Annotated in this window: 12 protein-coding genes and 1 tRNA gene; 9 read left to right on the top strand and 4 right to left on the bottom strand. The window is 55.6% G+C overall.

Going from position 1 to position 13,034, the window contains the following annotated elements; translation table 11 throughout:
- Window positions 1–26: 26 nt before the first annotated feature.
- The 6 genes from ACZ495_RS10360 (at window position 27) to ACZ495_RS10335 (ending at window position 6,283) form a co-directional block, all read left to right on the top strand.
- Entirely contained in the window at window positions 27–674 is a 648-nt protein-coding gene (locus tag ACZ495_RS10360) for a hypothetical protein (RefSeq protein ID WP_012623955.1), read from the top strand.
- Window positions 675–1,020: 346 nt separating this feature from the next.
- Window positions 1,021–2,196 (top strand): VgrG-related protein, encoded by a 1,176-nt coding sequence (locus ACZ495_RS10355; RefSeq protein ID WP_072311447.1) that lies wholly within the window; start codon window positions 1,021–1,023, stop codon window positions 2,194–2,196.
- Between the two features lie 14 nt (window positions 2,197–2,210).
- On the top strand, window positions 2,211–3,935 hold the full coding sequence (locus ACZ495_RS10350) for a glycosyltransferase family 9 protein (protein WP_464262227.1): 1,725 nt from the start codon (window positions 2,211–2,213) through the stop codon (window positions 3,933–3,935).
- Between the two features lie 79 nt (window positions 3,936–4,014).
- Window positions 4,015–4,620: a hypothetical protein gene (locus ACZ495_RS10345; RefSeq protein WP_012623958.1), complete on the top strand. Its 606-nt coding sequence runs from the start codon at window positions 4,015–4,017 to the stop codon at window positions 4,618–4,620.
- Window positions 4,621–4,636: 16 nt separating this feature from the next.
- Window positions 4,637–4,960 (top strand): hypothetical protein, encoded by a 324-nt coding sequence (locus ACZ495_RS10340; RefSeq protein WP_012623959.1) that lies wholly within the window; start codon window positions 4,637–4,639, stop codon window positions 4,958–4,960.
- Between the two features lie 618 nt (window positions 4,961–5,578).
- The gene (locus ACZ495_RS10335) at window positions 5,579–6,283 is read left to right on the top strand and encodes a phosphoribosylaminoimidazolesuccinocarboxamide synthase (RefSeq protein WP_012623960.1); all 705 of its coding nucleotides are present in this window, start codon (window positions 5,579–5,581) and stop codon (window positions 6,281–6,283) included.
- A 263-nt stretch (window positions 6,284–6,546) separates the two neighbouring features.
- Here the strand turns inward: ACZ495_RS10335 and ACZ495_RS10330 are convergent, their stop codons facing one another.
- The 4 genes from ACZ495_RS10330 to ACZ495_RS10315 form a co-directional block, all read right to left on the bottom strand.
- Window positions 6,547–7,692 (bottom strand): hypothetical protein, encoded by a 1,146-nt coding sequence (locus ACZ495_RS10330; RefSeq protein WP_464262226.1) that lies wholly within the window; start codon window positions 7,690–7,692, stop codon window positions 6,547–6,549.
- 1,189 nt (window positions 7,693–8,881) lie between these two features.
- Window positions 8,882–9,037 (bottom strand) — tRNA-Leu (locus ACZ495_RS10325).
- Window positions 9,038–9,107: 70 nt separating this feature from the next.
- Window positions 9,108–9,521, bottom strand: coding sequence for a phage tail assembly chaperone (locus ACZ495_RS10320; RefSeq protein WP_464262225.1), 414 nt, complete (start codon window positions 9,519–9,521; stop codon window positions 9,108–9,110).
- A complete protein-coding gene (locus ACZ495_RS10315) occupies window positions 9,509–10,366 on the bottom strand; it encodes a hypothetical protein (protein ID WP_464262224.1) in 858 nt (285 codons plus the stop codon). The genes ACZ495_RS10320 and ACZ495_RS10315 overlap by 13 nt, the downstream gene beginning before the upstream one ends.
- Window positions 10,367–10,497: 131 nt before the next feature.
- Between ACZ495_RS10315 and ACZ495_RS10310 the strand changes: the two genes are divergently transcribed.
- The 3 genes from ACZ495_RS10310 (at window position 10,498) to ACZ495_RS10300 (ending at window position 12,940) form a co-directional block, all read left to right on the top strand.
- Entirely contained in the window at window positions 10,498–10,977 is a 480-nt protein-coding gene (locus tag ACZ495_RS10310; RefSeq protein WP_464262223.1) for a thermonuclease family protein, read from the top strand.
- A gap of 97 nt (window positions 10,978–11,074) precedes the next feature.
- A complete protein-coding gene (locus tag ACZ495_RS10305; protein WP_464262222.1) occupies window positions 11,075–11,701 on the top strand; it encodes a hypothetical protein in 627 nt (208 codons plus the stop codon).
- A gap of 243 nt (window positions 11,702–11,944) precedes the next feature.
- The gene (locus tag ACZ495_RS10300) at window positions 11,945–12,940 is read left to right on the top strand and encodes an ORF6N domain-containing protein (protein WP_464262221.1); all 996 of its coding nucleotides are present in this window, start codon (window positions 11,945–11,947) and stop codon (window positions 12,938–12,940) included.
- Window positions 12,941–13,034: the final 94 nt, after the last annotated feature.

Genomic DNA, 13,034 nt, shown 5'->3' with positions numbered 1-13,034 from the left:
CCTGGGGGACTATCGTAAGAGCAGGTATGGTCAAGCCGGTAATCACCATCATTTTTTTGTGCGGTGTCTTGTTGGCCGCCCCTTTGACGGCCTCTCGCGCTGCTGCCGCTTCCAATCAGGGGGCAAAATCCCAGGTGGCCGACAAGGCAAAACAGGGGGTTCCCTGTGTGGACAGGTCAAAGGCGCGTGCAGACCAGAACCGCACCGTTACCGTGAAAAAAAGAAAGGATGCCGTCCACGCCAGAGCCTGGACTTTTCGCGAGGGCAGCAGTCTTGATGCCTGGCAGGCCCAGGGCACGCCCGCAGACAATCTGCACAGCCGCGCGGTTGCCCCTGCCGGGGGAAAGGCCGTAGACACGGCCAAGGGGATTGACAGCGCCCTGAATGCGGCTTCCGGAGCACACAAAAATAAATCCGCCCTGGCCCTGAGCGTGGAAGACGAAAGTTCATCCTGGCGTGAGCCGGGACCGGGCTGCATTACCCCTGACGAAAACCTGAGCATGGAAAGCAGGCATGTGGTGCGGGCCTACGCCGATACCACCGTTGGGGATGACCTGAGCATCGGTCTGGGGCCGGAGCTTATCCTTAGAAACGAGCAGCGCGAACGGCCATCCAGCAACAAGCAGCCGGACTCCGCCCTGGGCTTGGGCATGCAGTTCAAGCTCGATTTCTAGTTTTTTCTCTTTCTTTCCCGTACCGTTCTCCGAGGTAGGCCTTTTGCCGTGTACGCAACGCGTGCCGAGGTTTTGCCTGCGTTTCCGGGGCATGCAAGGCTTGCCTTCTCTCTCATTGTCTTCATGTATCCCGTCGGGCTGCCCGCACGTGAAACCGGCTTTTCTGAACCGCGCGTGTCGGCATTCTGGCGCAATGCCTGCCGAATTGCGCCGTTTTTTCGGCTGCGCCGCGGGCCGGCTGCCTTACTGCGGATTCAACTCGCTGCAATGCCTTGGCTTTGGCGTCTTGGCACTGTACTTGCTGTCCCTTCTGTGTGGTATCAGATCAGCCGCTCAGGAGGAACACATGGCGCTTTCCAATTTTCTCATACGCCCCCCCAGCGAGGCCCAGCAGGGGCAGGCCGCCGGCCAGCGCCGCGCCGCGCCGGTCGCGGGCGGAGCCAGTTTTGCCGCAGTCATGCAGGGGCAGGCGCGTCAGGCTGAAGGGACAGCCCCGCTTCCGCAAGCCGTACAGGCCATGAGCGGCCAGGAATCCCCGGCACAGGTGCGACCTGCGGAACTTGCGGGCATGCAGGCTCCCGCGCGTAATCTCGTGCTTGCGGGGCGCAGCCCCAGCGACCTCATGCGAGCCCAGGTCTTTGGCAAGGCTCAGGCTGATCTGCGCCAGACGCAGGCTATTGAAGGCCTTATGCAAAGTGTTTCCGGCAACGGCTCGACCCTTGATCTGGCCCGCAGCATGGGGGCGGCGCGTCAGTTGCACTCGCTCACCAGCACTGTGGGGGAACGGCTTGGCGGTCTGAACGGCGGAGACTTCATTCATAGCCGTCCTGCAGCCCCGGGGCAGGGCAAGGCCCGGCAAAAACGGCAGCAGCCGGATGCAGCCGAGATGGAGCTGGGCAAGCTTTCCGCCCAGTTTGAATCCGGCCGCGATGGCATAGCGGCCATAGGCTATGATCGTAACGGCGGAACCTCATACGGCAAGTATCAGGTATCGTCACGCGCGGGCAGCCTTAATGATTTTCTTGCATTTCTGGATGGAGAAGCGCCGGATATCTCCAAGAGGCTGCGTTCGGCAGGGCCGGGCAATACCGGCAGCCGCAAGGGAGCGATGCCCGACATGTGGCGCGCCATTGCCGATGAGCAGCCGGAACGCTTTGAAGCGCTGCAGGAAGCCTATGTGCGCGAAAGCCATTACAAGCCTGCTGTGGAGGGCATAAGCCAGCGGACCTCTCTGGAGGCAGACAGCCTGTCGCCTGCCATGCGTGAGGTCATCTGGAGCACATCCGTGCAGCATGGCCCCACAGGAGCCACGCGCATTTTTGCCCGCGCAGAAGCCATGAGCGGTGACCCCGGCGACCCGGCCTATGAGCGCAGGCTTATCACCAATGTATACAAGGTGCGGTCCGGCCAGTTCGGCTCGTCCACCAGCGAGGTGCAGGCCGCTGTGCAAAACCGCTTCCGTCAGGAACGCACCCTGGCCCTCAATCTTCTGGATGGCGGACACAAGGCCAATCTGGCCTGACGGCCTGAGCGCTCATGAAGACAGAACCCTTCCACGCCCATATCCAGCAGCCACACGCTCTTGCGGCCGGCGAACATCCGGCAGGCGGGCGTGATGTTGTCATCATCAATCTGACCCGTTTTGGCGATCTGCTGCAAGGCCAGGCGCTCATACACGACCTGCACCATGCCGGGTTGCGCGTGGGGCTTGTCTGTCTGGAAAACTTCGCTTCGGCCCTGCCGTTGCTGCAACATGTGGATGTGACCTGGCCTCTGCCCGGCGCGCGCATCATGGCGGATGTGGAAGGCGACTGGCGGCGGGCCGCTCTGCGGCTGCTGTCTTTTGTGCGCGAAATCCGCAGAAGCATGCCCGATGCCCGGGTGATCAATCTTACTGCCACGCTGCCCGCACGTCTGCTGGCCCGCCTTGTGGCCTCGCACCCCGGCGATATCACCGGGTTCGGCATGGATGCCGAAGGTTTTGGCTTCAGCGGCGGCGTATGGGCCTCCTTTCTTGCGGGAACAGTGCTGCGGCGCCTGAACACGCCCTTCAACCTTGTGGACACGTTCCGTATGGTGGGGGCAAACGCCATGACAGGTACGGAAAAAGCGCGGCTTGCGGCAAATAGTACGATGCCCGGCAGCAGGCCAGGTTTGCAGCCGCCGCCCGAAGCGGAACGGGCATTTGCCCGCGGCCTGCTCGAAGAGGGCGCGCCGGCGGCAGGCATTACATCGGCCTGCAAAGGCTTTGTGGCCTTGCAGCTGGGGGCCAGCGAAGCAAAAAGGCAGTGGCCCGCCGCCTCCTTTGCCGCCCTGGGCGACAGGTTATGGCGCGAGGCAGGGCTTTGTCCGGTCTTGCTTGGCAGCAGGGCGGAACAAGCCCTTGCCGAAGAGTATGTGCAGGCAGCCCGCGGTCCCTGCATCTCTGCCGTGGGGCGCACCGATATCGCACAGCTGGCGGGCCTGCTCGCCCATTGCCGTCTTCTTGTCACCAACGACACCGGAACAATGCATCTGGCCGCGGGCCTGGGGGGGCCGTGTCTTGCCATATTTCTGGCCACGGCCCAGCCCTGGGATACCGGACCGTATTTGCCGGGTTGCTGCTGCCTTGAACCTGCCATGCCATGCCACCCCTGTCCCTACGGGCGCGCCTGCCCGCACGGGCATGCCTGCCTCGGGCGTATCAGCCCCGAGGGTGTGGGCGATCTTGTTTGCGGCTGGCTTGCAACCGGGCGGTGGAATGCGGCGCTTGAGAAAGGGGCGTCCTGCATCGGCCGTGAGGCCCGCGTGTGGCAGACGGAAACGGACAGTTACGGCTTTGCCGCCTTGCGTTGCCTTTCGAAGCACGGCAGTGAAGACCGCAGCCAGTGGCTTGATGCGCAGCGCTTTTTGTGGCGTCAGATGTTTGACAAACTGGGCGAGCGTGTGCCTTCAGACGGGCAGGGCCGTGCCATACCTGCAAAAATAGCTCTCAGCCCGTCATTTGCAGCAGCGGTGGGGGACGTTCTGCCCCAGGCGCTGCAACTGCTGGCCTTGCTGGAAGAGCAGGCAGGCCTGGTGGGTAAAAGCACCATGGCCGGGCAACTCTTTTTGCGTAATTGCGAGCGGTTGCAAAATCTGCTGGACGCCAGCCCGGCGTTTACCGCCCTGGGCGGATTCTGGCGCGAACTGCGGCAGCAGAGGGGCGGCGATATGGCAGACCTGACCCAACTGATACAGTGTTTACGCTCTGCCCTAATGGAATGGAAAAACAGTATATAAATAAAATGGCATACAGTTTGCTTTAACTGGTGCAGCCCTATGACGGCAAATTCTTCCCCGTGGGGACAGGAGGAACACTATGATAATCGTTGATGGTAATGAAAGCGTCAAAAGCATATCCGCCTTTGAAAACCTTGAGCAGGCGCTGACCAGCATCATGCGGGACGAGGAAATGGAAGGACGCGTGATTACCGACGTTCTGGTAAATGACGAAGCCTTTTCGGAAATTTATCCGCATCAGGCAGAAGACATCGCGTGCGACTCCATTTCGCGCCTTGAGGTGCGCTCTGTACCCAACGGCGAACTGGCCGTGGATATAGCCGGAGAAATGGGCAAGGTCACCCTGATGATGGAGCACGGCGCCCGCCAGGTTGCCCGTCTGTTTCGTGAAGCATCGGATACGGACGCCCTTGAGCTTTTGCAGGACCTGCTGGACGTTACCCGTGATTTCATGAATATGCTCGGCGACCTGCGCGGACGCTATGCCGAAGGCGACTCCGAAGCTTTTGCTGAAAAGACCGAAAAGCTTTCGAGCCTGATTTCAGAAATGAGCGATGGCCTGGAAAACGAAGACTGGATTCTGCTTTCCGACCTGCTTGAATACGAATTTTTGCCCATCTGCGCCGAATGGCGTGAAGTGAGTGAACAGCTGCGCCAGCAGATCATCCAGCGTGTCGCCCAGTAGGGCGCAAGGAGTTATTATGGCCCAGGGACTCAGCTTGCTGGATCAGGCCCTTGATCTCGCCCGGCAGGAAATGAACGCCCTTGAAGACGGGGCGTACGACAAAGCGGTGATTCTTGCAGAAAAACGCAACGAGGTCACCAGCATGGCCTGGTATATGCTTGAAGACGGGCGCGCCGAAGAATACCGCGGGCACCTTGTGGAGCTTGCCCGTGTGCAGGAACACCTGACTGGGCTTGCCACCAGAGCGCGGGATGCCCTGCGGCAGGATCTGCAGCGCTCCCGTCTTGAGCGGCAGCGGATGAACGGCTACCAGCAGTCCATAGGGCAGGCCCTGCAATAATATCCTGTTTCTGTCAGGGATGCTTGCGCATCATGCGCAGGGTAATCCGGGGCTGCGCGGGCGGACGCTTGGCGTAAGGTTGGCCGTCGTTGTGCTCTGTGTGGTAAAAAAGCCGGAATCAACGGGCAACTGCCCGTTCTCAAGGCTGCAATGTTTTCAAAGAACGCGTACCGGGACTGCCGGTGCGCGTTCTTTCATTAGAGCAATTGACGCTTCAAATGATTGCGTAACGGTCGGCAAAGCCGCCCTACAATCATTTGGCCACAAGGAGTTGGAGACAGATCACTGTGGGGCATTTCAAGTGTGAAATGCCCCAGTCTTGCGACTGCAGCAGGCATGTGCGCAGGCGGGCACAATGCCGGTTCGGGTATGGTTCGGGGTCTGCGCCGGGATGCCCCTTGCTTCAAGAAGAACTTGCGGAAAAATTTGTAATTGGGCAGCATCACTTTCGCGTGGACGGCAGGAAGTCGCGTCAGGGTGTGCATGCCTGCAAATTTTTGGCAAGGCCTGGGGCTGCCGCGCAAACCGGCCCACCGGGATTTCCGGTGGGGGGAGCGCCGCCTTTGCGCCTGCGAAGTTTACATAAAGAAACCACGCCATAAAAATGGAGAGTAGAGCATGAACCTGGTGTACCGTGGCAAAACCAAAGACGTGTATGACAACGGCGAAGACGGTTTGCGTTTGATTTTTTCAGACCGGGTGACAAAAAATGCTGCGGGAGAAATCGATCCCGGCGGAAATACGGTGGCGGAAAACACCGAGCCTGGTCAGGGAGAGGCCTGTCTGCTCATGGCTTCGGCCATATTTGAAGAGCTGGCTGAAAAAAACGGCGTCTCCACGCACATGATCGCATACGATCTGCCTTCACTGTCGATGGATGTGCGCAGAGGAACCATGTTCAATCCCGGTATCGAGTGGATTGCCCGCTGGGTTTGCACCGGGAGTTTTTTGCGCCGGTACGGCATGGTGCCGGGCGTGTATGACGGAATGCGTTTTGCCGATCCCGTGTTTGAGATAACCCTCAAGGATGATGCCGCCGGCGACCCGCTTGTTGTCCCTTCCGCCCTCGTGGCCCTGGGGGTTGTGGATGCCCGGACCATGACTGCCCTTCTGGACAGCAACGCAAAAGCCATGCAGGCCATACAAGCCATGTTTGCGGCGCGGGATCTGGATCTCTGGGATATCAAGATCGAGTGGGCACTTGATGCAAAGGGCGCGCCCATGCTGATTGACGAGGTTTCGCCCGGTTGCTGCAGGGCCTTTGACATGAAGACCAAAAAACGTGTTTCAGGTATAGCACTGGCAGAGCGCTTTCGTCGTTAAGCAGGCTTGCGTAAGGTAAGGGATGCTTTCCGGCAAGCCTGCCGGATGCGTTTTTGATGTTCCAGCCGCCTGAAATCCGGAATGCGAAAACCGGGCTTCAGGCGGCTGGCTGTTCAGGCAAAGTGTACAGGCAGATGACAATTGCCCGGCCGTACGCTTTTTACCGGTGTTTTTATGGCTGTTCACTCTTTTTATTGCCTGACCTGTTGCCGCGGCGGCGTGATGGATCAGGAAAAGAGTGAACAGCCTTTGCAGTTACTTGCCTAGCAGGTTGTCATTTCTCTTGCGGCGCTATCCGTGGCTTCCTGGCAGGAATCCATAACGCTGGGAATATCGCTGACTTCGCTGGCAGCGGCAGCAAGACCACCGGCTGCGGCGGCAGGGCCACTGGCTGCCTCAGGCCCGGCGAGGGGATTCTGGTCAAGAGCCGTACTCATGTCCGTCAGGCCCATGTCATGCAATGCATCACTTTCAAGGCCTGTTCCGGCCAGTTCTGTGTTTTGTTCGCCGGCGGCTGTGAACAGGCTGTCGAGACTTTCATCGCCGTATGTCAGGGTGATGGGGGCATGAAGCCCGGCAGAATTCCCGCTGTTTTCTCCTTCATTGCCAAGATAGCCGTTATGCAGGGCGTCATCTCCCCCTTCAAGGGGCATGCTTGCGGACGTATCTGTGGTATGGCCGTCCAGAAAGGCGAAAAGCGGCTGAACCTGTTCTTCGGCGTCTTCACTGAAGTGCGCCAAGGCTGTGGCGTCAGGCCCAGGCACATCCGTATGCGTTCCGGCATTGTCCGTCGGTGCATTGAAAGCGGTATTCAGGCCATCGTCCGTCAGGAGCGTCGGGCCATCGTGGGTAGCCAACGTTGCATCCTGCGCCGAGTCCTGCGCGGCATCATGCCCGGCGGCATGCTGCGTATCCTGCGTGTGATGCCCCGCATCGGTTTCCGCAAGCGTTGCGGCCAAAGGCGCGATAGTGGGCGCGGCGGGATCGTGCAACTGGTGGACAAGATCCGGCGGCTGAATATCGACGAGCTTATCCTTCAGGTACCAGAGAACGTCATTAAACACATCCAGGAAATCAGCCAGATCCGAGCCGTCCAGCCCTTCAAAATTGATGGCCTCCAGGCCACCGGAAAAAAGGACGCTGGCGCGGATGGCATCGAGCCATCCACCATACTGCGCGATAAAGCCTTGTGTGTCAGCGGCTTGCAGTATCAAGGTGTAGGTTCCGCCAGTAGCAAGGACATTCAGGCTGCCGGGCTGCACCAGCCCGTTGATGGTGAGGATATTGCTGCCGCCGCCCAGATTGATTTCATTAGGCGGTACCCGAAGTGCCGGTGGTTTGAGCGCTAATGTGTATGGAGCATTCTTTTCCGCCGAGGACAGAAGAGGAGGCCTGTCCACTGTTTTCATATGTGGCAAGTCCGTAGGCATTCCCGGTATTGTGCCGGGCTGTGATATTGACTGCTCCCGTTGCGGAAGCCGTGATGTCAATATCTGAATTCCATACGCCTATGTTGCCTGCGCCGCCCGCATCGGACCGGTCAATGTCCACCTGATTGTAGCGCGTGCCACCAAGGGGGACGTTCTCACCGTTCACGGTTCTGGCGTCAGAGGCGTACCATTCGTCCTTGAGATCGCCGCCAAGCTGGACTCGGTTTTCTTCAGCAGCCGCATCATAGCTTTGCCCCGCACTGCCGCAGAAACTGTGACGACCTGCCCCTGAACAGGGCGCGAAAGGGTAATAGCGGGCATGGAGCCTCCATGATGTACTGGATACGTTGATATAGCGGCAACGTTTTGCGCGTACCGAAAGGCATAGGAAGGAGAGAACGTAGGCGTATGCTTACTTCTCTGGGGTAAATTCCCCTCTGCCTCTATTAAGAGTGCATCTGCGGAAGTACATGGGTGAATCTGTGGGGGCTGTGATTCACGATCTGGGTTTGACCAATCAAGTTTTTGATAATGTCTATTTTATCAATTTCAATGGATGTAGTATCATGTAAATTGTGATGCTTTATGTCGTTTTTTATCTAAAATAAGATCTGATACATCATATATACGATCATTATATAGTTAATAAAACAAAATGTGTATCATATTGCCTTCAATATTCTGCTATCCTGCATATGGGACTGAAACCGCACGAAAAATTATATGGTTTTGCCCTGATTTGCGTGGGACAGCTCTTTTTTTATGACTGCCGGATACGGGCAACACAATTTTTATTTTGCTCAACACTTTGAAAATATGGAATGTTATCCGGCTGCCCCATATGGACCCCTGACGGGGCCTGCCCGTAATATAGATTGGCATTATGAACGTAAATATCTGAGGGCTTAACTGGCTTTGCCATACTGATCAGGAAATTTTTTTGCAGCAGCGGAAAAAATATCCCTGAGGATCCAAGGCCGGATATGCAGGCGGATATACAGGGCGTCAGGCGGCCATACCGCAGGGAGACGTGCGAGAAAGGCAGCGCGCCGTATATAAAGAAACGGCAAACACGCAGGCTTCCGAGGCGCCCTGCAAGACTGGCGGGAGAGGCGGGAAGAAGCAAAGAGAAAAGCCCTTACGAGTTATCGTAAGGGCTTGATTTCTATGGTGCCGAGGGACAGAATTGAACTGCCGACACGGGGATTTTCAGTCCTTCGGTACTTTCTTTTATTTCAACTAGTTATGTATTGTGCGCACCAAAACAATTGGTGCAACACAGTTTTACACCCCGTTTTGTCCCCCGACCTCCACCCACCTCCGCCCGTCCGGGCATCTCTTCCCTCACCACACGAAAAAGCCGCCCATTCCTGAGCGGCTATCAATTTATCGTCTTACTCCACGCTCGGCAGTTCCGGCCACGGCGTCAGTTCGCCGCCACCGTCCCACGGTGCGCCGGGTTGCGCAGGGAGATCGCGCAAGGCTTGAATGTAGGTCAGTAGCGCGGTGTATTGCTCCGGTGTGAGTGATGTTTCCTTGCCAAGTTCCAGTTCATCTGCGTGTCGTTCACGCATCCATCCCACAGACTGAATGCGGTTGTCGCGCACTGAGCGGAGGGCGTCGAAATTAGCTTTCGTTTCAAACGCAGCATAGGCGACGCATATATCCCCCCAAGATGGTTTGGTGCGTTCATCTTCCCATACAACAGCGTTCCAAGCGGATTCAGTGTTATCTGTAACACTCCCGCCAAATTTCCAACCTGTCCCCATTTGGTCGAGGGCGATGCGGATATCAATTACATTTTCCATATACGAAGCTCCGAATAAATTTCTGCCACGGTGCTTGGTGACGTATTGATTCCCATACCAGACGCATTTCCAGCCGACACCCACATCCGAAGTTCTAGAGTTGATGTTGTGCTCAGAGTTATTTCCCCCTCTATGGGCTGCAAACAAAAACCATATCCAGCGTTACTGGAAAAACATGACGGACTGTACATCAAGTATTTTGAGTGTGTACGGTCATACAATGCAGCCCGGCTATACACGCCAATATATACAGGGACAGACGCCCTGATATAGTATTTACCAGCAGGCAGAGTAACAGCATTACCGGATAAAGAAGCCCCTGCGATGTAGTTTTTTACTGTGGTGTTTAAATCGCGTGTTTGCCATGTTGCTGTAGACGTAGACCCTCCATCAGTCCCGGCCGCTTTTTCATCTCTAAAGTAAGCATAGATGCCAACAGCATTCCCGGTGACATTGCCCAAGCTGATATCGGCCTTGCCCGCTAACGACACCCACCCATCCAGCTTCCCACCCGCATCAGCCTGCGGCACAGCGTGCGCCGTGGGGGTGGTGGTGATCACGCCGCCCTTGACGTCCAGAAACGCCGGGCCATTCTCAATAATAGCGTCCGGCTCCATGTCAGCCAGCGTGGAAACCCGGCCAATGCCGCGCGAAGTGGTGGTGGCGGGTATGCCTACGCCTATCATGCCGTTCTCCTTTAAAAGGTTTAGGTCAGTGTACACCCCTTCCATCGCTGGGGTCAGCCTGTCGTCAAAGCCCTCTTGCACCGTGTCGCCGTCCGGAGTTGAATCGACGATGGTTGATGGGGCTTGGTAAAACTCCTCAGTCTCAGGATTGTAAGGCATCTCCTATACTCCGTGCTGCCGTTCCCCGATGCACGGTATGCCATGTTTTTCGCCGCCTTGATGGCTCAAGTTCCCGATGCGGCTTGCTCTGGTGAGCCAATAAATATATAGGTTTGGAAAGGAATATTTAAATGAGAATTGTTATTCTATTTTTTATTTTATTGCTGCCAGCGCAGGTTTTTGCGTGGCCAGCACAGATTATTTCTGTTCACGACGGTGACTCTCTGCACGTCGTAAAGTCGAGCACTGGTGAAAAGGTTAAAATCCGCGTCTTTGGCGTCGATTGTCCTGAGATAGGGCAGCCCTTTGGCGATCAGGCCCGTGACCTCACGCGCTCCATTGTCGAGGGGCATCAGATCGAAGTTGTGCCAACCGGGCAGCGCCAAAGCTACGGGCGGGAGGTGGCCGGCATTGTGGTGCCGGACAAGCTGATCGTACTACAGGCCGCATTAGTGTCCGCAGGATTGGCCTGGGTGGACGGGCGGTATTGCAAATCTGCGGTGTGCGACCAGTGGCGCGTTTATCAAGAGGACGCCAAGGCCGCACGCCGTGGGATGTGGCAAGATGATAACCCTGTTCCGCCGTGGACGTGGCGCAGAATGAAAAAGTGAGGGGAGAGTGAAAAAGCTGTTGGTCGCGTTGGTGGTGGTTGGTGCTAATAGTGTGGCGCTATTTTAACAGCACAGCATATATTTACGGAGAGAGACAATGGCAGACAAAAATGAGCAAAACGTCCATGATTTTAAGAAAAAATATGAAATGTTTGACCTTTCATACCTCTCATCCACAAGAAGGATGAAAACAACCGGACTTGTTGTGTTTTTTTATGCAGCATTAATATCATCAATATATTTCTTCATGTTGAACGAAAAAAGTGATTTAAATCTGCTCTTGGCTGGCGGTATTGGAATCAGTATTATGTCTATAATTGTTCTTTTTTTTATGAATAAAGGTATTTTTTTCTACGATGCTATAAAGGCGATAGCTTTTTCATACGGAATCGCAATAACATGGGCCATTTTTATAATTTTATGTTTTTTTCTGTTTGATTGGATGTCACCCTTTTGGGGAAGTGAATATAAAATAATTACAGTCACGGATAAATTCTTGATTGGCATTAGCGGGACATGCAAGGCGCTATTTTTTGGTGTAATAGCCTTCTATGTCTTAAAATACCCGTATATAATATGCAGAGATACTCAAAAAAAACACCAGGGCCTTGTAATGGCGTACAAGATGCAGAAAGAATATGAAACCAGAGGGAGAGGCGCAAAAAGCGTAGAAGAATATATATCTAACAACAGGCATATTTGGGACAATGATATTTGCATTTGACAAATTTATAGTTTTGTGGCGTTCTCTTTCTACGGAGCTTGAAAACTCCTCTGCGAGCGGATGCCTATCCCGAAAGTCAAGGCTTTTTTTATGCCCAATTTAGGGTATAATGCGCCATTAGTGGCCGGGAGTAGGCTAATAAAATACCCGAAAGGGGAATATGCTTGCCGCCTCGCAGCGGTTTTCAGCTCCCGGCTTTTGCTATCCTGCAAGAGCCAATGAAAAAATCTGCGAGGCTTTATCATGTCCCAGGCTCAACTTATCCCTACCGCGTCACCTTCTTCCCTTCCTCCCATCACCTACAAGGGCTTGCCAGTCGTCACCACAGAAATGCTGGCGAAGGCTTACGGCTGCCCGGTTGCTAACATCCGAGTTAACTTCAATAATAACCGTGAGCGGTTTGTTGAAGGCAAACACTTTTTCGTTTTAACCAACGGCGATTTAAGGCAATTTCGTGACTGCGTAAAAACTTTTGATGCAGTCGTTCCGGCTCGGACTCGCAATCTCACTCTTTGGCTTGAGCGTGGAGCAGCCCGCCATGCCAAGATGCTGAACACAGATCAGGCATGGGACGTGTTCGAGATGCTGGAAGAAACTTTCTTCCGCGTGGTGAAGCCGCAACCTACCGCCCTCACGCCCTCCACAGCCGACGACAGGAAGCCCCTGCGCTCATTAGTTGCCGCATGGGCGCAGGTCAGCGGCACTCCGCATCAAGCCTTGTGGCCGCAGGTTAAGGCGCACTTCCAGCTTGCGAGGATTGATGATCTGCCTGTGGAGTGGATTGGTGACGCGCTGGCCTTTGTGCAGGGGAAGATTGACGGGCAGCCCAAAGCCTTACCCGAGGCCAAGCCCGTTCACATCTTCCAGCGCATGAGCCTGACGCCGCTCGAAGAATTGCAAATGGGGTCGCCCATCAAGCGCATGTTCGACGGGCTGGACATGGACAAGATCGGCCCGCGCACGATGGAGGCTCTTGTTCTCAAGGCGAAGTATGTCAATGCCATTTCCGAGGTGTACAGGCTCAACCGCCATCTTTTGAAAGACATGGACAGGCTTATGCACGACATCAACGGCCCGGCCATGAAAGCTCTGAATAAAAGCGGCTGCTTTTCCGACCCTGTTGCCGACACGCTGCACGAACCACGCGAACGCCTCGACCGCATCAACGAAGAATATCGGGCGGCGGCACGGGCTGCCCTGAATGGTAGCATATGCCTGGCTATGATGGTTGGCGTGTAAACAAGCAACCATAATAGTTCCTACGCCGCTCCTTCGAGGGCGGCTTTTTTGTTGATGTATAGTCTCGGTCTTCGTTTTGGATACATAGTGACCC

The sequence above is a fragment of the Desulfovibrio sp. GTC20076 genome (assembly GCF_055385905.1).
The sequence above is the reverse complement of the archived record's forward strand: the minus strand, read 5'-3'. Positions and strand labels throughout refer to the sequence as shown.